General features: G+C 56.1%; 19 protein-coding genes and 1 other RNA gene. 12 read left to right on the top strand and 8 right to left on the bottom strand.

What is annotated here, in order from left to right; genetic code table 11:
- Window positions 1-2 precede the first annotated feature (2 nt).
- Window positions 3-674, bottom strand: coding sequence for a ribose-5-phosphate isomerase RpiA (gene rpiA, locus ACT3RQ_RS05210; RefSeq protein ID WP_444622431.1), 672 nt, complete (start codon window positions 672-674; stop codon window positions 3-5).
- A 181-nt stretch (window positions 675-855) separates the two neighbouring features.
- Between rpiA and ilvA the strand changes: the two genes are divergently transcribed.
- A complete protein-coding gene (gene ilvA, locus ACT3RQ_RS05205) occupies window positions 856-2,370 on the top strand; it encodes a threonine ammonia-lyase, biosynthetic (RefSeq protein WP_444622430.1) in 1,515 nt (504 codons plus the stop codon).
- Between the two features lie 390 nt (window positions 2,371-2,760).
- On the opposite strand, the gene ACT3RQ_RS05200 is transcribed toward ilvA, so the two are convergent.
- From ACT3RQ_RS05200 to ACT3RQ_RS05190, 3 genes are all read right to left on the bottom strand, one after another.
- Complete coding sequence (locus tag ACT3RQ_RS05200; protein ID WP_444622429.1) at window positions 2,761-3,387, bottom strand: 5-formyltetrahydrofolate cyclo-ligase; 627 nt, start codon at window positions 3,385-3,387, stop codon at window positions 2,761-2,763.
- A 6-nt stretch (window positions 3,388-3,393) separates the two neighbouring features.
- A non-coding RNA gene (gene ssrS / locus ACT3RQ_RS05195) (6S RNA) lies at window positions 3,394-3,577 on the bottom strand.
- Between the two features lie 53 nt (window positions 3,578-3,630).
- Window positions 3,631-3,930 carry a cell division protein ZapA gene (locus ACT3RQ_RS05190; protein WP_172118924.1) on the bottom strand — a complete coding sequence of 100 codons (300 nt, stop codon included), beginning with the start codon at window positions 3,928-3,930 and terminating at the stop codon, window positions 3,631-3,633.
- Between the two features lie 161 nt (window positions 3,931-4,091).
- On the opposite strand from ACT3RQ_RS05190, the gene ACT3RQ_RS05185 reads away from it, so the two are divergent.
- From ACT3RQ_RS05185 to ACT3RQ_RS05170, 4 genes are all read left to right on the top strand, one after another.
- On the top strand, window positions 4,092-4,670 hold the full coding sequence (locus tag ACT3RQ_RS05185) for a UPF0149 family protein (protein ID WP_087106933.1): 579 nt from the start codon (window positions 4,092-4,094) through the stop codon (window positions 4,668-4,670).
- 15 nt (window positions 4,671-4,685) lie between these two features.
- Window positions 4,686-6,023 carry a Xaa-Pro aminopeptidase gene (pepP, locus tag ACT3RQ_RS05180; RefSeq protein ID WP_444622428.1) on the top strand — a complete coding sequence of 446 codons (1,338 nt, stop codon included), beginning with the start codon at window positions 4,686-4,688 and terminating at the stop codon, window positions 6,021-6,023.
- Between the two features lie 89 nt (window positions 6,024-6,112).
- Window positions 6,113-7,342: a 2-octaprenyl-6-methoxyphenyl hydroxylase gene (ubiH, locus tag ACT3RQ_RS05175; RefSeq protein ID WP_444622427.1), complete on the top strand. Its 1,230-nt coding sequence runs from the start codon at window positions 6,113-6,115 to the stop codon at window positions 7,340-7,342.
- Between the two features lie 99 nt (window positions 7,343-7,441).
- Entirely contained in the window at window positions 7,442-8,695 is a 1,254-nt protein-coding gene (locus ACT3RQ_RS05170; protein ID WP_193057348.1) for a UbiH/UbiF/VisC/COQ6 family ubiquinone biosynthesis hydroxylase, read from the top strand.
- Here ACT3RQ_RS05170 and ACT3RQ_RS05165 read toward each other — a convergent pair.
- The 3 genes from ACT3RQ_RS05165 to gpmI all read right to left on the bottom strand — a co-directional run bounded on the left by ACT3RQ_RS05165 (window position 8,692) and on the right by gpmI (window position 12,837).
- Window positions 8,692-9,993 (bottom strand): S41 family peptidase, encoded by a 1,302-nt coding sequence (locus ACT3RQ_RS05165; protein WP_444622426.1) that lies wholly within the window; start codon window positions 9,991-9,993, stop codon window positions 8,692-8,694. The two genes, ACT3RQ_RS05170 and ACT3RQ_RS05165, sit on opposite strands and share 4 nt — an antisense overlap.
- Before the next feature lie 124 nt (window positions 9,994-10,117).
- Entirely contained in the window at window positions 10,118-11,254 is a 1,137-nt protein-coding gene (locus tag ACT3RQ_RS05160) for a murein hydrolase activator EnvC family protein (protein WP_444622425.1), read from the bottom strand.
- A 20-nt stretch (window positions 11,255-11,274) separates the two neighbouring features.
- Window positions 11,275-12,837: a 2,3-bisphosphoglycerate-independent phosphoglycerate mutase gene (gpmI, locus tag ACT3RQ_RS05155; protein WP_444622424.1), complete on the bottom strand. Its 1,563-nt coding sequence runs from the start codon at window positions 12,835-12,837 to the stop codon at window positions 11,275-11,277.
- A 285-nt stretch (window positions 12,838-13,122) separates the two neighbouring features.
- Here gpmI and ACT3RQ_RS05150 point away from each other — a divergent pair, with 285 nt between their 5' ends.
- The 7 genes from ACT3RQ_RS05150 to ruvX all read left to right on the top strand — a co-directional run bounded on the left by ACT3RQ_RS05150 (window position 13,123) and on the right by ruvX (window position 17,879).
- Complete coding sequence (locus ACT3RQ_RS05150; protein ID WP_193053411.1) at window positions 13,123-13,545, top strand: rhodanese-like domain-containing protein; 423 nt, start codon at window positions 13,123-13,125, stop codon at window positions 13,543-13,545.
- A gap of 49 nt (window positions 13,546-13,594) precedes the next feature.
- Window positions 13,595-14,107 carry a protein-export chaperone SecB gene (secB, locus tag ACT3RQ_RS05145; protein WP_444622423.1) on the top strand — a complete coding sequence of 171 codons (513 nt, stop codon included), beginning with the start codon at window positions 13,595-13,597 and terminating at the stop codon, window positions 14,105-14,107.
- 2 nt (window positions 14,108-14,109) lie between these two features.
- A complete protein-coding gene (locus ACT3RQ_RS05140) occupies window positions 14,110-14,865 on the top strand; it encodes a 16S rRNA (uracil(1498)-N(3))-methyltransferase (RefSeq protein WP_444622422.1) in 756 nt (251 codons plus the stop codon).
- A gap of 204 nt (window positions 14,866-15,069) precedes the next feature.
- Window positions 15,070-15,762 (top strand): CvfB family protein, encoded by a 693-nt coding sequence (locus ACT3RQ_RS05135; protein ID WP_444622421.1) that lies wholly within the window; start codon window positions 15,070-15,072, stop codon window positions 15,760-15,762.
- Between the two features lie 75 nt (window positions 15,763-15,837).
- A complete protein-coding gene (gene gshB, locus ACT3RQ_RS05130; protein ID WP_444622420.1) occupies window positions 15,838-16,800 on the top strand; it encodes a glutathione synthase in 963 nt (320 codons plus the stop codon).
- A 66-nt stretch (window positions 16,801-16,866) separates the two neighbouring features.
- Window positions 16,867-17,424, top strand: coding sequence for a YqgE/AlgH family protein (locus tag ACT3RQ_RS05125; protein WP_444622419.1), 558 nt, complete (start codon window positions 16,867-16,869; stop codon window positions 17,422-17,424).
- On the top strand, window positions 17,424-17,879 hold the full coding sequence (gene ruvX / locus ACT3RQ_RS05120) for a Holliday junction resolvase RuvX (RefSeq protein WP_087106910.1): 456 nt from the start codon (window positions 17,424-17,426) through the stop codon (window positions 17,877-17,879). Before ACT3RQ_RS05125 ends, ruvX begins: the two co-directional genes overlap by 1 nt.
- A 15-nt stretch (window positions 17,880-17,894) precedes the next feature.
- Here the strand turns inward: ruvX and pyrB are convergent, their stop codons facing one another.
- The gene (gene pyrB / locus ACT3RQ_RS05115; protein ID WP_444622418.1) at window positions 17,895-18,920 is read right to left on the bottom strand and encodes an aspartate carbamoyltransferase; all 1,026 of its coding nucleotides are present in this window, start codon (window positions 18,918-18,920) and stop codon (window positions 17,895-17,897) included.
- Window positions 18,921-19,284: the final 364 nt, after the last annotated feature.

Genomic DNA, 19,284 nt, shown 5'->3' with positions numbered 1-19,284 from the left:
CCTTAACGCACGATACGCTCAACACCACCTGCTTTACCCAGCAGCAATACATCGGCCCCGCGCGCGGCAAACAAGCCATTGGTCACAACGCCGACAATGGCGTTAATGCGCGCTTCCATGGCAACCGGGTCTTCAATCATAAAATCAAAACAGTCGATAATATGATTGCCGTTATCCGTGACGACGCCCTGACGGTAGACCGGGTCGACACCCAGCTTCACCAGCTCACGGGCCACGTAAGAGCGTGCCATGGGAATGACTTCCACCGGCAAAGGGAAATCGCCCAGCGTTGCCACGTACTTTGAACCATCGGCGATGCAGATAAAACGCTCGGCACAGGCTGCCACGATTTTCTCGCGAGTAAGTGCGGCGCCGCCTCCTTTAATCATGTGTAAGTGAGCATTTACTTCGTCGGCGCCGTCGATGTAGAAGGGGACGGTGCCTACGCTGTTGAGTTCAAACACTTCAATGCCCAGGCCTTCCAAACGCTTGGCACTGGCTTCTGAGCTTGCCACCGCGCCTTTAAAACGGTCGCGAAACGGCCCTAATCGATCAATGAACAAATTAGCCGTTGAGCCAGTGCCAATGCCCAGTACGGTGTTCTTTTCCAATCCTGATTCAATCTCTTTAATTGCCGCATCTGCGACGGCGGCTTTGAGTTCATCTTGAGTCATGTGTTTTTCCAGGTCAGAGGAGGAGGGTTATTGCGTTAGTATACCGACCAAAGCGCTGGCTGCCGATGGAAACACAGTAGACGTCGGTAGGCGTAATCTGCTACCAATACAGGCTTTGTTAGTGTTTTAACCCCTCGCCGTAACGCGTACTCTCACTCACGATTTTCCATTGGATACCTGCATGCTTGAAGCTACCGTCAAAAAGATTCTCCAGGCCAACGTTTACGAAGCCGCTTGCGAGACCCCGATCTCCCCCGCTCCCTTTTTGTCGCGTCGCTTTAGCAACCAGATTTTGATTAAGCGTGAGGACCTACAGCCGGTGTTCTCGTTCAAGATTCGTGGCGCCTATAACAAAATGGCTCAGCTCACCGAGGCGCAAAAGGAAAAAGGCGTCATTGCGGCGTCTGCGGGTAATCATGCACAAGGCCTTGCCATGGCGGCAAAACTGATGGGCGTGAAAGCGGTGATTGTGATGCCGCGTATTACGCCGGAAATCAAGGTGCAGGCGGTACGTGCTCGAGGGGCAAAAGTCGTGCTGAAAGGCGATGCGTTTGCCGCTGCTGCCGAGCATGCTCACGAGTTGATCAAAGAGCACGGCTACACCTATATTCCGCCATTTGATGACATTGATGTGATTGCAGGCCAGGGCACGATAGGTGTCGAGATTCTGCGCCAGCACAGCGGGCGTCTGGACGCTATTTTTGTGCCTGTCGGCGGCGGCGGATTGATTGCAGGCGTGGCGGCGTACGTGAAGTACTTGCGCCCTGATATCAAGATTATCGGTGTAGAGGCGGAAGACAGCGCCTGTCTAAAAGCCGCTTTGGCGGCGGGTGAGCGCGTCGTGCTCGACCAGGTCGGTGTATTTGCCGAAGGTGTCGCGGTTGCTCAAATTGGCGAGGCACCGTTCTCGCTGGTGAAGGACCTGGTTGATGATGTCATTACGGTGAATACCGATGAGATGTGTGCCGCCGTCAAGGACATCTTTGACGATACCCGTGCCGTTGCTGAAACCTCTGGAGCGCTGTCGCTTGCCGGCTTGAAAAAATATGTACAGCAAACCGGCGCTGAGGGAGAAACGCTGTTATGTATTAACTCCGGCGCTAATACCAACTTCGACCGACTACAGCATATTGCCGAGCGTACCGAGCTTGGCGAACAGCGCGAAGCTATTTTAGCGGTGACCATTGATGAAAAACCCGGCAGCTTTAAAAAGTTTTGCCGGGCGCTGGGTAAGCGCATGGTGACCGAATTCAGCTACCGCTATGCGGACGAAAGCGACGCGCATATTTTTGTAGGGATTCAAGTAAAGCCGGGCGGCGAAGATCGTCAGGCCGTGATCGCCAAGCTGCGTGATGGTGGTTATCAGGTAGAAGATTTAACCGATAACGAACTGGCCAAGCTGCATATTCGCCATCTAAGCGGTGGCCGACCCAGCGAGCGCTTTGAAGAAGAAGTGTACCGCTTCGAGTTCCCTGAACGCCCGGGGGCGCTGATGAATTTCCTGACCCAACTGCCCCATGATTGGAATATTTCACTGTTCCATTATCGTAATCACGGTGCGGCTTATGGTCGCGTCCTGGTGGGTATGCAGGTCCCCGGCAGTGACCAAACTCATGTGGCAGATTATCTGGATGCGATTGGCTATCGTTACTGGCGTGAAAGCGACAACCCGGCTTACCAGCTGTTCATGGCCTAGGGTGTTTTGCTAGGTGGGTAAGTGCTCGCTAACTGCAAAATTCAGGGCCAATAAGGGCTCATGAGTTATCAAAATGTCTAAATAAGCAAAAAAACAGCCTGTTTTGTCGTTGTCATTGATGCCCTTATGGCCCTATAGTCGTCAACGATATTTATGTGGTGCGTCGCCCTTTCTAAAACGCAGGTGGGTGATGCATTAATGCATTGGCGAAAGGCGTTGGAGAATCGGCATGCGGCGGAAAAAGCCTGATATGGTAATGGCATTAACAGTAGTGTTCTTGTTAGGCGTACTCGCCACTGGCTATGCACAGGCGTTATCGGGAAGTTAAACGTAACGCTTAAGACATCGCAGCCATTTGCCAAAAGGTAGTGTGAGCTGACTTTAAGAGAGTCAGCTCTTTTTTTTGCCAGCACGCACGATACTCTCGTTGCTAACCACGGCGGTTAGCGGCACATCCCAGGGTTCAACTGGGAGCGATTCGACACGCTGGCAGGCGTGGGCAACGCCAATTAAGGCAGGCGCCGGGCCTTGCCTGCGCATAAACGCAAGACTGCGGTCGTAGAAGCCTCCCCCCATTCCCATGCGGTTCGCCTCGTCATCAAACCCTACCAGCGGCACAATGAGCGTATCCAGCGCCCAAGCGGGCAACCGATTGTGGCGGTGAGCGCCAAACCGGGTATCCGGTTCAAGAATCCCAAAGCGGTTTTTTACCATGGGCGTCGTCGCGTGGTAGTTAACGAACCACAGTGAGTTATCGCTTAGCGGGCGCAGAACCGGGAGATAAACGTCGACATTACGCTGGCGGAGCCAGGGTAGTAAAAGCGTAGGGTCGATTTCACCGTTAACCGGTAAATAGAGGCTGATGCGCTTGGCGCGCTGAATTTCAGGCAACCGTTTGAGCTGTTGGCAAAGGCGTAGAGCGGCTTGGCGCTGCTCATGTTTTGAAAGGGCGAGGCGTTGTCGGCGTAACGCAAGGCGCAGGGTGCGCTTGGCCTCAGGATGATGCAGGCTTTCCATAAATAAGAGTTCCCCAGAGTGCCGCTGTCATTCTGGCCCTGAACCTACTGGTTCAGAGTGGGTGGCCGCAGCCAAACCGTCAGGCTTTCCGACGCACGGACATGCACACGGGTCTGGCTAGCAATTGGCCCCCTGGGTACTGCGCATAGGCTCGAGGGACTATAACGACTGGCGTACACCCCAGAGAACCCCGCTATTCTAACAGAGCCAGCGGCCATGCCAAAGTATTGAGTGAAAGGTTGCCTAAGGCTGGCGGGTTTTTTCCAACGCCCGCTCAAGACGGTCATTTAGCTTGTTCAAGTTGGCTTCGCTTGCCCGGTGCTCATCCAGCGCTTCAAGCAGTTCATGAGTGATATTAAGCGCCGCGATCAACGTGACGCGCTCACTGCCCAGGGTGCCGCTTTGCGCTTGGATACCGTTCATGGCGCGGTCCAGATAGCGAGCGGCGCGATCAAGCTTGGCTTCTTCCCCGGTATCGCAGGCAATGACATAGCTGCGCCCGAGAAGGGTAATTTCTTTCGTTGGCCGCTTGGCGTTACTCATTTAAAGCTCCAGCGCGGGCCAGCGAGGGGCCCAATGCGTTAACATCATGGCATAGGAAAACAGTCGTCGCTCACTATAAGAGAGGCGCTTGTACGGGGTCAACGCGCAAGTGTCCAGGGCGCATTAACGTATGAATCATTATTACACAGCGAGTTATTACTATGTCATTGATTGATGAGCGCCAGGATTTTTCTGACGTAGCCGATGTTTTTTTGCTGCATGGAAGTATGCAGTCACCGGCCTTTTTAGACGGACGTTTAAGCGCCCTTTTAGCGCTGCGCGATGTAAGTGCCGAGGCATGGCTTGAAGAGGTCTGCATAAGCCTGGGCGTTGAGCAACCGCGTGACCAGCCCAGTGCAGAACGCCTGCTGGGTTGGCGGCGCCAAACGCTGGAGGCGCTCAGCGCCAGCGACTTGAACTATGCGCCGCTACTCCCCGATGAGCTGTTCTCGCTGGGCGAGCAAGCCCAGGGGCTAAAAGAGTGGACGCTGGGCTTTATGGAAGTCGTCGAGGAAGTGGTGGATGGCGAGCTTCGCGAGCGCTGGTCACAAACGCTGAGTGAGGCGATTGACGATTTGGCAGGCATTGGTCACATCGAAACAGATATTGACGACAGCCCTGAAAATGAGAATGACCTGTTTGCTCTGACAGAGCACGTGCGGATGGCTGCCATGCTGCTGTATACCGAGCAGCACCCGGGCAAGCCCCAGGTTGAGCAAGCCGACGCGCCCGTTCACTAATTCTTCGGAGTTTGTATGTTGCCTGAGTTACTTCCCCGGCCGCCTGCGATTGGCAACGAAGAGTATCGCGCTCGCCGTGACGCCTTGATTGCGCAGTTGCCCGCAAATGCCGCTGTCGTGCTGCCTGGTGCTTCGCTGGTTACCCGTTCACACGACAGTGAGTACACGTTTCGTCAAAACAGTGATTTTTACTATCTGACCGGAATCACTGAGCCTGATGCGCTGCTGGTGCTGCTTCCCGGTCATGACGCCGGACAGAGCATTGTGTTTTGCCAGGACCGCGACCCAACGATGGAGGCCTGGACAGGCCGCCGTTTGGGCGCCCGGGGCGTTGAAGCGGAGCATGGCATCGACCAGGCGTTTGAAAATGCTGCCCGCGAGGCACAGCTGCCAGCGCTGCTGGAGGGCCGCGAACTGCTTTACGTGCCCCTGGATAATCCCGATGCGCTGGGTATTGCCGAAGAGGCTTTCTCCTTCGCCCAAGTGGGGCTGCGCCGTGGGCGGGCCCCACTCAAAGGCTGGCTGGATGTCAGCGCGCTGATTCATGCGATGCGGCTAATAAAAAGTGAGGCCGAGATTGCCCTGCTGCGCCATGCCGCGGCGATTTCAGCGCAGGCCCATGTGCGTGCCATGCAGGCATCGCGCCCCGGGCTTTACGAGTATCAGCTGCAGGCCGAGCTTGAACATGAGTTTGTTTGGCAGGGCGGCAGCGGGCCTGCTTACAGTACGATAGTGGGCGGCGGTGCGAACGCATGCGTATTACACTATATCGAGAATCGTGCCGCGCTAACCAACGATAGCCTGGTGTTAATTGATGCCGGGGCCGAGTTTGAACTCTACGCTGGCGATATTACCCGCACCTTTCCGGTAAATGGCCAGTTTAGCGAGGCTCAGCGGGCTCTTTATCAAGTCGTACTGAGCGCCCAGGAGCGCGCAGTCGCCGCGATAAAACCCGGGGCGACGCTCGTTGATGTTCACCAGAACGTCGTTGAGGATTTAACGGCTGGGTTGATTGCGTTGGGGTTACTTGAAGGCGATGTTCAAGCCCGGATTGATGATGAAAGCTACCGGCGCTTTTACCTGCACTCTACGTCCCACTGGCTGGGGTTGGATGTCCACGATGTTGGGAGCTACCGGCTGGATGAAAAAACGCCACGACCTTTAGTTGCGGGTATGGTGTTAACCATTGAGCCAGGACTCTACATTCCCGACGCAGAGGATGTTCCGCCTGCGTATCGTGGAATCGGTATCAGGATTGAGGATAACGTCGTAGTGACCGACGAAGGGTATGAAAACCTGACGGCGGGAGTACCTAAAGGCATGGCTGACATTGAAGCGCTAATGGTTAAATAATAAGCGTATATTGATTGCCTGAATATCTATTATGTAATTTACGTTACGCCATTACGATATGGCGGTGCGCTAGGTGACAGGAGATGCTAATGCCGTCGTCGACGGATACGCCAGTAAAGACGACCACACACGATATCGTGATTGTGGGGGGCGGATTAGTGGGCGCCAGCCTGGGCTGTGCACTGGCCCCGCTTATCAAGCGTTATGGCTGGAAAGTCGCCATTATCGAAGCGACGCCGATGAATGAAGCGCCGCTTGAAAAGAGTTGGCAGCCGAGCTTTGATGCGCGTGCAAGCGCCATTGCTGAAGGCTCAGCACAGCGTTTTCAACAGTTGGGCATTTGGGATGCGATGCAGGGCGAAGCAACGCCTATTCGGTATATTCATATCAGTGAGCGTGGCCGCTTGGGAGCGACGCGGCTCAGTGCCCAGGGATTAGGCGTCGATGCGCTAGGTCATGTTATCCCCAATGCCTGGATGGGCCGTGTGCTTCACCACCATCTTAAAACGCTGCCGGTCGATTGGTACTGCCCGGCCAAGGTAGAAAAGCTTGCCCCAGAAGGTGGCGGGCACTATCTGCGCCTTTCTGACGGCAGCGAGCTGCGCGCCGCCTTAACCGTGCTGGCCGATGGAGGGCGTTCGGGACTTAAAGAGCAGTTGGGTATCAACAGTCGCCATAATTCCTACGAGCAGACAGCGCTCATTACCCATGTGGGCATCAGCCAACCACACGAGGGTATTGCCTATGAGCGCTTCACTCAGGAGGGGCCGATTGCCTTGTTGCCTTTGCCAGGTCAGGCAATGGAGCTGATATGGACACACCCCAGCGGTCAGGAACATGCGCGAATGGCGCTCCCGGACCGTGAGTTTCTTACCCAGTTACAGAGCGCCTTTGGTGACCGGGTGGGACGTTTCACTCGCGTAGGAAAACGCTACAGCTACCCGCTTTCGTTGGTAACGGCAGAAGAGCCGGTTCGTCCGGGGCTGGCGGTCCTGGGAAATGCAGCTCATGCGCTGCATCCTGTTGCCGGTCAAGGCTTTAACCTGGCGTTACGCGGTATTATGGACCTCGTTGAAGCGCTTGAGCAGGGCGAACAGACCGGGCTGCCACTGGGTGATATGACGACGCTGCAGGCCTTTGAGCAGAAGCGTGCGCGTGATCGCCGCAATGTCATTCGCTTTAGCGACGGGTTGGTGCGCCTGTTCGGACACTCGTTACCGCTTCTGCCTCACGCTCGGGCAGCCGGGCTTATCGGCCTTAACCTTGTAGGGCCGTTGCGACGCAGCCTGGCGCGCCGCGCAATGGGGCTGGAGCGTTAGGCATGCCCCGCTGTTTAAGATTAAAGATGCCAAACGCTTAGCCAGCTATTTGGCTCAACAGGAACAAAGCTCTAAGAGCTGGGCTCGGATAGGAGCGTTATGGATACGCACGCGACAGACACTGCACCGACAGAAAATTTTGACGTTATTGTCGTGGGCGCAGGCATGGTGGGAACAGCGCTAACAGCCTTGCTGGCACAAGCAGGTATGCATGTGGCATTGGTGGAAGCGCGCCATGAACCCCAGCGCTGGGAGGCCGTTAACAAGACGCTTCCCACGCCCCGGGTCAGTGCATTAACGCCAGTATCTCAGCGCCTGTTAACCCATCTGGACGTTTGGCCCGCCATGGCCGAATGTCGCGTAACGCCGTATCGCTATATGCAGGTATGGGATGCGGAAGGCAGTGGTGAAATCAAATTTTCGGCCGATGAAGCTGGGGTGCCCGTACTTGGGCATATAGTAGAGAATGCGATTACTCAGGCGGCGCTCAATGATGCGGTACTGGATCATCCCAGAGTAGAGCATTTTTTTGGTTGCCGGGTTCAGGCGCTACAAACCTCAGCGACAGGCCGTTGGTTAGTGCTGGACGATGCGCGCAAGCTGCATGCACCGCTGCTGGTAGCGGCAGATGGTGCGCGTTCAACCCTGCGGGAGCTGGCCGACATAGAGATCACCAGCGACGATATGGGCCAAGAGGCTGTGGTCACTACCGTCAAGTGTGCTCATGTACACGGCAGCACCGCGCGACAAGCGTTTACCCAGAGCGGCCCGCTGGCCTTCTTGCCGATCACGCTAGAGGACGATGCACGCTACTGCTCGATTGTTTGGTCGACCACGCCCGAGCACGCGTTGGCGCTTAGCCATTTTGCGCCTGACGAGTTAGGGAAAGCGCTGGGCGAGGCATTCGGTTATCGCCTGGGCGAGGTGGAGGTGTGTGATCGTGCGTATCGTTTTCCGCTGGTACAGCGTCATGCAAGGCAGTATGTATTGCCGCACTTCGCGCTGATCGGCGACGCGGCGCACAGCATTCATCCATTGGCAGGGCAGGGCGTTAACCTCGGTTTGATGGATGCCGCGGTATTGGCTGAAGAAGTGGTTAGCGCCTGGAAGCGCGGCGCCCCGTGGGGTGAGTTAACCACATTGAAACGCTATGAGCGCAGGCGGCGCTTGGATAACAGTGCCATGTTAGGGCTGATGAAAGGGTTCAGGGAGCTGTTTGGTACCCAAATGCCGCTCTTTACACTGGCCCGCAATCTCGGCATGAGCGGTATGAACCAGCTAAGCCCTGTTAAACGCAGCGTCATGCGGCAGGCCACCGGAGAGCGGGGGCGCTTGCCGCATAGCTGCCGCTAACGGCGGCGGTCGACCACATTAAGCGCTTTGAGAAGATTGAGCGCTTCACTCATTTGGTAGTCATCACGTAGCCGCTCGGTCGCGGATGAACGTGTCTGGGTGGCGGGCTGCTGTGCATCCAGGTGGCCGCCAAGGTCCGCCTCGCGAAGCTCCGGGCGGCTTTCGGCGACTTCCAGACGGCCCCGCACTACTTCTACATCGGGCGCGATGCCCTGCGCCTGAATGGAGCGTCCGTTTGGCGTGTAGTAAAGCGCGGTGGTGAGTTTCAAACCTTCACCATTACCCAGCGGCATGACCTGCTGAACGGAACCCTTTCCGAAACTGTCTGTGCCCATAATGACGCCGCGGCGTTGGTCTTGAAGCGCACCCGCCACAATTTCTGCGGCCGAAGCGCTGCCGCTGTTAATCAGCACGACCAGCGGAATATCACTGGCGGGCGTGGCGGATGAGGCTGAAAATGACATGGCGGTATCGGAAAGGCGGCCTTCGGTATACACAATCAGGCCGTTATCCAGAAACAGGTCTGCCACACCGGCCGCCGCCTGGAGTACACCGCCGGGATTATTGCGCAGGTCAAGAATCAGCCCTTCCAGCGGCTGTTCACGCGTCATGCGCTCTATCGCCTGGCGTGCCTGTTCTGGCGTACGCGACTGGAACTGACTAATTCGCAGGTAGCCATAGCCGGGCTCAAGAAGCTCATGCTTAACGCTTTCGCTGCGGATGGCCTCTCGGGTAAGGTTGAACTCACGCGGGGTGTCCTCTCCCGTGCGTAGAATCATCATGCGCAACTGGCTGCCTGGTTCGCCGCGCATTAGCGTAACGGCTTCTTGAAGCGACATGCTTTCAGTCGGCGTGCCATCAATGGCAACGATAACATCCCGAGGAAGCAGACCAGCCCGTGAGGCGGGCGTATCATCAATCGGGGTGATCACCAATAGTTGGCCGTTTTCCATGCCAACTTCTATACCAATGCCGCCAAACTCTCCTTGAGTGGTTTCGCGCAGGCTTTGATACTCTTCCGCATCAAGATAGGCGGAGTGAGGGTCGAGTTCGCTGAGCATACCGCGCATGGCGTTACGCAGTAGCGTGCGGTCATCGACCTCTTCAACGTAGCCACGCTTGATACGCTCAAACACCTCGGCAAAGGTCTGGATCTCTTCAAGGGGTAATTCATCAGCTGCCGCTTGGTTGGCGGGCTGGGCAAACAGCGGTAGCGGTGCCGACAATAGCGCAACAGGAAGTAGAGTCACCAGAAGGCGCTTGGCAGAGGCCGGTACTTCGTTAACAAATAGCGTCATGCAGACTCCGCAAGGCGTTAGGCAGTGTTTAAAGCTGCCCCAAGTTGACATTACCGTTCTGTCTGAAAAGTGTCTGCGTTCGGCAACGTTTCAGACAGAACCTAATACGGTTCAGCTTATCCCGTCAGCGGCGCGCAATCCAACGCTGTGGGTTAATTGGTTTGCCACTCTGACGTACTTCAAAGTAGAGCGCATTACTTGATTGTCCACCACTGTCGCCTACGCGGCCAATTTCGTCGCCGCGACTGACCTGCTGGCCAGGACGTACGCTAAACTGCTGTAAGTGAGCATAGAGCGTCATGATCTGGTCGCCATGGTCAATAATCAGCAGGTTGCCGAAGCCGCGCATCCAATCGGCAAATACCACCCGCCCGGTGTGCACGGCATTTACCTGCGTACCGGCGCTTGCCTGGATGACAATGCCGTTATAGTGAACGCCATCACGACGATTAAATGTTGTGGTGATGGCTCCTTGCACGGGCCACGGTAAATCCCCTTGAGTACGGGTAATCTGAGTGCTGGGCGTGGGGGCATCCAGGCGCGCTAGTTCCTCCTGAATTTCACGCAGCTTACGCTCGGCCTGCTCCCGGTTATCGTTAAGATCCGCCAGGCGATCAGCTTCGCTACCATAGCGATCATCCAGCGTGGCCACGACGTTGCGCCGGTCGGAGGTGCGCTCGGCAAGCCGTACCCGCTGCGCATCCAGCTCGGTGGCGACACTTGCCAGGCGCGTTTGGCGCTCGTTAAGGGCCTGCTCCGTATCGGCAAGCGCGGTATCCAGCCGGGCAATATCGGCAAGACGTTCATTGCGTGCTCGAGTAAAGCGGTTCAGGTAAGCCTGCATACGGTCAAGCTCGGCCGGGTCGCCCTGGTTCAGCAGCAGCTTGAGCTGTGGCGTCGGCCCTAGCCGGTAAAGCGCCGCGAGTTGTTGACTGAGGGCGGCGTACTGGCTGGCTTGCTCGTCCTCCAGGCGGTCGCGATGCTGGCGCAGCTGGTTCATTTCATCGTCCAACTGGCGCCGCTCGGCCTGTAAGGCATCCAGCCGCTGGTGAGTGTCGGCCAGCTCCGTTTCAACCTCGCGTAGTTCACGTTCGGCGCTGTCCCGTGCTTCTCCTGTTGTACTCAGCCGCTGCGTAAGCGACTCAATTTCCTGGCCAAGCGCATCCAGCTGCTGGCGCGTTGCCTGCTCATCCGACTGGGCCAAACCCGCCGGTGAGTACACAATGACCAGTAGCGCACCCAGTACTAACGCGGTTCGCACAGGACGTCGCAACGGTATGATCAAGTGAAATCAATCAGTGGGTTCCCGGTCATGGCCTCGGGAACCGGTTGATTCATCATGGTCAAGAGTGTGGGGGCCAGGTCGCACAGGCGGCCATCGCTTAACGTGCCGGCTCGCTCACCCACGTAAACCAGCGGTACCACAAAGGTGGTGTGGGCCGTTTGGGGGGCGCCTGTGACCGGATGCACCATTTGTTCGGCATTGCCGTGGTCGGCGGTTACCAGGCAAGCACCGCCAGCGCGCTCAATCGCGTCAATAACGCGGCCAACGCAGATATCGACCGTTTCAATGGCTGTTACCGCCGCGTTGAAGTCGCCGGTATGGCCCACCATATCGCCGTTGGCATAGTTACATACGATGAAGTCAAAGCGGCCGCTGTCGATAGCCTCAACGAGGTTGTCGGTGATCTCGTAAGCGCTCATCTCGGGTTTTTCGTCGTAGGTCTTCACGTCCCGAGGGGAGGGCACCAGAATGCGCTCTTCGCCTTCATACTCGGCTTCGTTGCCACCCGAGAAGAAAAAGGTAACGTGGGGATACTTCTCTGTTTCGGCGATACGTAGCTGCGTTAAACCGCGCTTGGCGACGACTTCGCCCAGGGTATCGTTGAGATCAAATGGCGGAAACGCGGCCGGTGCAGGAATGTCCGCCGCGTACTGGGTCAACATGACCAAGCCCTTGCCCGCCAGCGATGGGCAGGCCCTACGCGAAAAGCCGCTGAAGTCAGGCTCTACAAATGCACGGGTAAGTTCGCGCGCGCGGTCAGAGCGGAAGTTAAGAAACAGGGCGGCGTCACCGTCTTGCAGGGTAACGCACTTGTCGTTGAGCAATACGCAGCTTGGCAGGACAAATTCGTCGGTTTCGCCGCGCTCATAGGCGTCGCGCAACGCGGTTTCGGCACTGGTGGCATAGATGTCAGCCTGGCCTTCGGTCAGCAGATGGTAGGCTTTTTCTACCCGCTCCCAGCGGTTGTCGCGGTCCATGGCGTAAAAGCGGCCAATAATGGAGGCCACAAAACCATTTTCAGCGCCTACCAGCTCGGCCAGGCGGGCATTAGCGCGTTCGATAGAAGCCAGCGCGCTTTGAGGCGGCATGTCTCGGCCATCCAGGAACGCATGAATAAAGATACGTTGCGCACCGCGGCGAGCCGCCAGTTCGGCCATCGCGATGAAATGATCTTCATGGCTATGTACGCCGCCAGGCGAGAGCAAGCCCAGCAGGTGAACGGCGCGGCCATTGGCCACGGCATCATCAATCGGCTGTGTCAGGTTTTCGTTAACGTCCAGATCGCCCTCTTTAATGGCTTTGGTGATCCGTGTGAAGTCCTGATAAACGATGCGTCCGGCACCCAGATTCATATGGCCCACTTCTGAGTTGCCCATTTGCCCATCGGGCAGGCCTACGTGGTGGCCGTCAGTATGCACAAACGCGTGTGGACGATTCGCCCAAAGCGCATCCATTACGGGCGTGTTGGCCGATGCCACCGCGTTATTAGCGCTATCGGGGTTGTGTCCATAACCGTCAAGAATGATCAGTGCGACGGGACGCGGAGTAGACGTAGCCATAAGAACCTCGTTCGGTTGAGTAATCCAAGCGGCGTAAAGCAATCAGCAACGAAAGCGCTGTTTGAAAGTAAAGAGGTTTAAAAAGGTGAGTCAACTCACGTTATTTTCAAACAACTCCTTGTGATCAGGGTCGCGACTGATGCACGCTTGGGGCATCATAACGTAGGCGACCGCCGGGCGTCATGAGCAAGGCCTGCGCGGGGTGCCCTGTGACGTGTATACTTATCGCGTTTTGACGGCGGCGTTGCCGCTTTTTTCTGCATAGACCAAGAGATTGTGTTCGCGATGATCGATCAGTTGTTCGAATTCGTACAGAACCACCCCCTGCTCGTTGGGGCGTTTTTGCTGGTGCTAGTAGCGTGGCTTATTTATGAAACGCGTAGTGCTTCAACCAATGCGGTGACCTCAACCCAGGCCACCCAGCTCATCAACCGAGAAGATGCGGTTGTGCTGGACATTCGTGAAAGCAAAGACTTCAAAGCCGGGCATATTGCTGGCGCACGTAACATTCCCCATAACAAGCTTGATAACCGTATGAACGAGCTGGATAAAGTGAAAAACCAGCCGATCATCGTCGTATGCAAGCATGGGCAAAGTGCAGGCGCGGTTCAAGCCAAGCTTGCCAAGGCCGGTTTCGAGCGTGTGACTAAATTGAAAGGTGGCATGGCGCAGTGGCAGGCCGATAGCCTTCCCGTCGTTAAGAAGTAAGCGTTCTCACCTTTTACTATTGATTCAATGAACAACGAGGAGTTTCCCCATGGCGGAAGATAACAACACCCCGCAGGCTGGTGCAGCAGCGTCCGGCGACAAGCCGCAGCTGAAGTTCTCTATGCAGCGTATTTACGTGAAAGATATCTCCTTTGAAGCACCTAACTCACCGTCTGTTTTCAAGCAGGCGTTTAAGCCGAAGGTGAATCTGGATCTTAATACCACCAGCACTAAAATCGATGACGACCAGTATGAAGTGGTTGTGAAAGTCACCGCTCAGGTCAACGATTCAGAAACCGGCACTACCTCGTTTCTTGCAGAGGTTGAACAAGCGGGTTTATTCCGTATTTCGGGCATCGAAGGCGCTCAGTTGGAGCAGACACTGGGTGCGTTCTGCCCCAACCTGCTGTTCCCTTACGCGCGTGAGTGTGTCGATAACCTGGTAAACCGTGGTGGCTTCCCGCCGCTGATGTTGGCACCGGTGAACTTTGAAGCCATGTACGCCCAGCGTAAGCAGCGCGAAGCGCAACAGGCAAGCCAGGCTGAAGTGAGTACTCACTAAGCATGCAGGCTGCCGACTGGTATGCCGTGCATGGCAAAATGCCGCGCCTCCATGTACCGGCTGTTTTTGCAGTAGGCCAAGAGGTAGTGCTGCCGGAAGGCCCGGCGCGCCATGTCACCCGCGTGCTACGCATGGGTGAGGGCGCGCCTTTGGTGCTGTTCGATGGCCAGGGCAATGAAGCGGGCGTCCGCTTGGCTGAGGTAGGGCGTAAGCACACGACGGCGGTTATCGACGCCGTTTGGGTTGGTGAGGGGGAGTCACCCTTTGCTGTTCACCTTGGCCAGGCGATCTCCAAAGGCGACCGGATGGATTACGCGATCCAGAAGGCGGTTGAATTAGGTGTCGCTGCTATCACGCCACTGTATACAGAGCGTGGTGATGTACGTTTAAAGGGTGATCGTGAAGCCAAAAAGCTGGCCCATTGGCAGGCTGTTGCGGCAAGCGCTTGCGAACAAAGTGGCCGGGCGGTAGTGCCTGTCGTGCACTCGCCACTAAGCCTTGTTGAGTGGCTAAGCGCCCGCCAGGAGCCGCTTCGCTTGATGCTGCACTTGGCAACGGGTAATGCGTTTGATCAGCCGGAGCGCCCTGAGGCCGCCGCACTTTTAATTGGCCCTGAGGGTGGCTTAGCGGAGACGGATATTGCAGCCGCTCAGGCAGCTGGCTTTACGCCATTAACGCTAGGGCCACGTGTTCTGCGTACGGAAACAGCCCCGGTGGTTGCCTTGACCCTTCTACAGCACTACTTTGGTGATTTGTAAGCGCCTACTAACACCTTCATTGATCCCCTTCCTCAGTGGCCTGCTGTTTAGCGTTAGCCTTCGCTATAGGCTTTACAAGTGTGAATGAGTAGCCATTAGCCTGGCCTGCGTTAAGCAGCGGCCATCACTATGTAGCGGGCCAGCTGCTTTGCTCGGTGATCCTCAGGCGCCATACTATAGACTCACTTTTTAAGGACGGCACCCATGGTCCGTGAATCAACGACTCCTCCTCGCGCTACAAGCGACGCCTCTGCCCAGTTAGGCGAAGTGGCGTATTTAACTGTTGTGACCGTTAATAACACGGGCGCGTTTTTGCGTTGGGGGCAGCCCAAGGACGTTCTCTTGCCGTACAGCGAGCAAATCTTCCGGCCGGATCCTGGCAAGCGGGTGCTGGTCATGTTGTATGAAGATGATCAGGGGCGTCCTGTGGCCTCCATGCGCCTTGATCGCTTTTTAACCGATGATGCCTGGGCGCTTGAAAAGGGGAGTGAGGTGAGCGTCGTGGTCGCTGACCGCACCGACCTCGGTATGAAAGTAGCGGTTGATCACCGCTATTGGGGACTAATCTACCAGGATGATATTTCTCAGCCGCTGCGCCGCGGGCAGACGCTAAAAGGCTACGTTAAGCAGCGCCGTGAGGATGGCCGGCTGGATATTTCTCTGTTGCCGCCAGGCGCGGCGCGGCTAGACGTCGTCGGCGATAAAATACTCAAAGCACTGCGTGAAAGCGGCGGCTATCTACCGCTGGGCGATAAAAGTGACGCCCACGCGATTAAAGCGCGCTTAGGGGTAAGTAAAAGTGCGTTTAAACAAGCCATTGGGCGGCTTTATAAGCAGCAACTGATTATCTTAGAGCCTGACGCGATACGGCTGGTGCCGGGCGCGCTTGCCCCGTAACGGCGCCAATGGTTGGAGCCTGACAGGCAGTACGGCATACTGCCTACCTATTGTTTACGTATGGATTGTGCCCCGATGAGTCAATCAAATCTGCATCTCGGTGTCGTGATGGACCCTATCAGCGACATCGCTTACAAGAAAGATACCACCATAGCCATGCTGTGGGCGGCCCAGGAACGCGGCTATATCCTGCACTATATGGAGCAGGAAGATCTTTTCTTACAGGCGGGGCAGGCCTACGCACGCATGCGACCACTAACCGTGCATCGCGACCCTGAGCATTGGTATGACCTGGGTGAAGCGGCTGCCCGGCCACTGGCTGAGCTTGATGTGGTGTTAATGCGTAAAGACCCGCCGGTGGATGCTGACTTCACCAATGCGGTCCACCTCTTGGGTTTTGCTGAGCGTGACGGCGTGCTTATTGTTAATCCAACCTCAGCGCTTTTACAGTGTAATGAGAAGTTGTTTGCCCAGCAGTTTCCTCAGTGCTGCACGCCCACCATGGTGGCCAGCCGCGATGATGTGCTGCGGGCCTTTCATGCCGAGCACGGCGATGTGATTTTCAAACCGCTGGATGGGATGGGTGGCACCGGGATTTTCCATATCGGCCCTGATGGCCGCAATATTGGCGCGGTCATTGAGCAGCTAACGCTGCGTGGTCAGCGCCAGATTATGGTTCAGCGCTACCTGCCTGACATTAAAGACGGCGACACGCGTATCCTGCTGGTGGACGGCGAGCCGGTGCCCTTTGGGCTGGCGCGTATCCCTTCGGCTGGTGAAACGCGCGGTAATCTGGCCGCTGGTGGCCGTGGTGTCGCACGTGATCTTACTGAACGTGATTACTGGCTGATTGAGCAAGTACAGCCAATGATTCGTGAAAAAGGCCTGATGTTTGTAGGGCTGGACGTGATTGGCGACTACATCACTGAAATTAACGTTACCAGCCCCACCTGCGTGCGTGAAATTGATGACCAGCGCGGCACGAATATCGCGGGCCTGTTGTTGGATGCCATCGAACGTCGCTTGAGCGCTGCTTGATACGCCTGATTCACACTTGATGATAAGAAAGGTCTGCTGGCTATGTCAGCAGGTCGTAGGAGACGCATGCAAAGTTTGAAACACCATTTTTTAATGGCGATGCCGCATCTGGATGATCCTGACTTTGTGGGCAGCCTGATCTACCTCTGTGATCATGACCATAATGGCTGCATGGGGGTTATCACCAACCGCCCGTTGGATATGACGCTGGATGCACTGTTTGATCAGTTGGAGCTGGGGGGGGAAGACAGCCCCCACCGCAATGCTCCGGTCTATTACGGTGGCCCTACGCACAAGGATCGCGGCTTTATCCTCCATCTTGGCGATAGCCAGGAGTGGGACTCCAGCGTTCAAGTAGAGGATGGTGTGGCGCTGACGACCTCTATGGACATTCTTCAGGCGCTAGCTAACGGTGAAGGTCCTGAGCACTATCTGATTTGTCTGGGCTGCGCGGGCTGGGAAGTCGGTCAGCTTGAAGATGAGCTAAAGGACAATAGCTGGCTGACGGTTGAGGGCCAGACGGAAGTGCTGTTCAACACACCACCTGCTGAGCGCTTAACGGCTGCCGCAGGATTGTTAGGAGTCGATCTATACTTGATGACTCGTGATGCAGGGCACGCGTAATGGCAGAGGTTGGCCAGCGCTTAATTCTTGCCTTTGATTACGGTACGCGGCGTATTGGGGTCGCCGTGGGCAATGAGCTTTTAAAAAGCGCCCGCGAGCTTTCCCCACTTACTGCACGTGATGGCATCCCCGACTGGAATAAAGTAGAGCAGCTGCTGAAAGAGTGGCAGCCGGACCTGCTGGTGGTTGGCTTACCGCTCAATATGGATGACAGCGAATCGGACATGAGTAAGCGTGCCCGCAAGTTTGGTAACCGTTTACATGGGCGCTACGGCAAACCCTGCGTGATGGTAGATGAACGTGGCTCTACCCGCGAAGCCAAGCTGATTGCCCGTGAAGCGGGTCACCGAGGCAACTACCGCGAAGAGAGCGTCGATGGCATTGCGGCGGTGTTGATTCTGGAAGGCTGGTTTGCCCATCAGGAAGGTCTTCCCGATGGGCGTTCTGCTCTCTAGCGTATATAAGTAGCGTTAGCGATCCAGTGTCCCGATCTGGCTGGGTACAAACCAGCGCACCGGGCGAAGGTCTTTCTCAATCAGTGAATCGACGTGCAGCAGCGTTGCAAAGATGGCCATCCGCATGGCGATGCCGTTATCTGTCTGACGAAAGATCGCCAGGCGCGGGTCGCCGTTAAGATCCACGTTCAAATCATTCGCGCCGGGGCGGCTATCGCGGGGCAGTGGGTGCATAACAATGGTCGATTCACTGCAGCGTTGATTCAGAAACGCCTTGTTGACTATAAAGTCATCCGAGATGCCCTGGAAGTTCTCGTTCATTTCTTCGGTAAAGCGCTCTTTCTGAATTCGCGTGGTGTACACAACATCCAGATCACTGAAGTCAGTGGCTAAATGATCGCGTACCTCTACCTGGTGCCCGCGTGATGTGACCAGATCAATCAGTGCAGTAGGCATTTCAAGCCCAGGCGGCGATACCAGTGTGATACGTAACGGATCGTATAAAGAAAGCAGCTTGATCAGAGAGTGCACCGTACGCCCATACTTGAGATCGCCGGTCAGCAGAATATGTGCTCCGCCAAACGATTTGCCTAATCGCTGAAACTCCTTATCGATCGTATAGATATCCAGCAGGGCTTGGCTTGGGTGTTCACCAGGGCCGTCGCCGCCGTTAATCACCGGTACATTCGTCGCCGCCGCAAACTCGGCAACAGAGCCTTGGTCCGGGTGGCGCATGACAATCGCATCGCAGTAGCCACTCATTACCCGGCTGGTATCGTAAAGCGACTCGCCTTTGGCCATGGATGAGAACGTAAAGCCTGTGGTATCACATACGCTGCCGCCCAACCGACAAAACGCCGTATGAAAACTTACCCGGGTGCGCGTGCTGGCTTCGAAGAACAAGTTGCCCAAAACGGCGCCCTCAAGAACACGGGTAACCTGACGGCGCTGGGCAATGGGCTCCATTTGGGCCGCAACGCGTAGAAGGTGGTTAACGCTGTCGCGGTTTAAGGAGTCAACGGATAGCAGATGGGGGCTCATCATGGACCTCATGTTGAAGTAGAAGGCGAAGTGGGTAGATGAAGTGACTGCGTGTAGTGTAACCGCCAATACGTGGTTCGCCGAAGTGCTTTCATGGCCTTATAAAAGAGGCTGCTGACGTTTTTCAAACATATTTCACCCAGCCCCTTGCCAAACGCCCGGCGAATCCGTAAAGTACGCATCCGCTGCCGGGGACGTCCAGCGTTACCAGCGGTGAAGAAGGTGAAAACCTTCGGTTTGTCAGGAGGTTAGCGAAGTTTTAATCGCTTGCTTCACCCGCTGAAAACAGCGGTTGACAAATATCAGGAAGTGCGTAGAATACGCCTTCCTCGCTGAGGCAAGCGGCTCCGGTCATCGAGTCGAA

This window comes from Halomonas sp. AOP43-D1-4 (assembly GCF_052446175.1).
GTDB classification, from domain to species: Bacteria; Pseudomonadota; Gammaproteobacteria; order Pseudomonadales; family Halomonadaceae; genus Vreelandella; species Vreelandella citrativorans.
This window is presented reverse-complemented; position numbering and strand designations above follow the sequence as displayed.

Bases quoted from the DNA above. Each gene is read 5' to 3' on its own strand.
- ACT3RQ_RS05190 (WP_172118924.1), bottom strand. From the start codon at position 3,930: ATGAGTAACGCCAAGCGGCCAACGAAAGAAATTACCCTTCTCGGGCGC.
- gpmI (WP_444622424.1), bottom strand. From the start codon at position 12,837: ATGGCTACGTCTACTCCGCGTCCCGTCGCACTGATCATTCTTGACGGT.
- ilvA (WP_444622430.1), top strand. From the start codon at position 856: ATGCTTGAAGCTACCGTCAAAAAGATTCTCCAGGCCAACGTTTACGAA.
- ruvX (WP_087106910.1), top strand. From the start codon at position 17,424: ATGGCAGAGGTTGGCCAGCGCTTAATTCTTGCCTTTGATTACGGTACG.
- ACT3RQ_RS05150 (WP_193053411.1), top strand. From the start codon at position 13,123: ATGATCGATCAGTTGTTCGAATTCGTACAGAACCACCCCCTGCTCGTT.
- ubiH (WP_444622427.1), top strand. From the start codon at position 6,113: ATGCCGTCGTCGACGGATACGCCAGTAAAGACGACCACACACGATATC.
- secB (WP_444622423.1), top strand. From the start codon at position 13,595: ATGGCGGAAGATAACAACACCCCGCAGGCTGGTGCAGCAGCGTCCGGC.
- ACT3RQ_RS05200 (WP_444622429.1), bottom strand. From the start codon at position 3,387: ATGGAAAGCCTGCATCATCCTGAGGCCAAGCGCACCCTGCGCCTTGCG.
- gshB (WP_444622420.1), top strand. From the start codon at position 15,838: ATGAGTCAATCAAATCTGCATCTCGGTGTCGTGATGGACCCTATCAGC.
- rpiA (WP_444622431.1), bottom strand. From the start codon at position 674: ATGACTCAAGATGAACTCAAAGCCGCCGTCGCAGATGCGGCAATTAAA.
- ACT3RQ_RS05135 (WP_444622421.1), top strand. From the start codon at position 15,070: ATGGTCCGTGAATCAACGACTCCTCCTCGCGCTACAAGCGACGCCTCT.
- ACT3RQ_RS05165 (WP_444622426.1), bottom strand. From the start codon at position 9,993: ATGACGCTATTTGTTAACGAAGTACCGGCCTCTGCCAAGCGCCTTCTG.
- ACT3RQ_RS05125 (WP_444622419.1), top strand. From the start codon at position 16,867: ATGCAAAGTTTGAAACACCATTTTTTAATGGCGATGCCGCATCTGGAT.
- pyrB (WP_444622418.1), bottom strand. From the start codon at position 18,920: ATGAGCCCCCATCTGCTATCCGTTGACTCCTTAAACCGCGACAGCGTT.
- pepP (WP_444622428.1), top strand. From the start codon at position 4,686: ATGTTGCCTGAGTTACTTCCCCGGCCGCCTGCGATTGGCAACGAAGAG.
- ACT3RQ_RS05140 (WP_444622422.1), top strand. From the start codon at position 14,110: ATGCAGGCTGCCGACTGGTATGCCGTGCATGGCAAAATGCCGCGCCTC.
- ACT3RQ_RS05185 (WP_087106933.1), top strand. From the start codon at position 4,092: ATGTCATTGATTGATGAGCGCCAGGATTTTTCTGACGTAGCCGATGTT.
- ACT3RQ_RS05170 (WP_193057348.1), top strand. From the start codon at position 7,442: ATGGATACGCACGCGACAGACACTGCACCGACAGAAAATTTTGACGTT.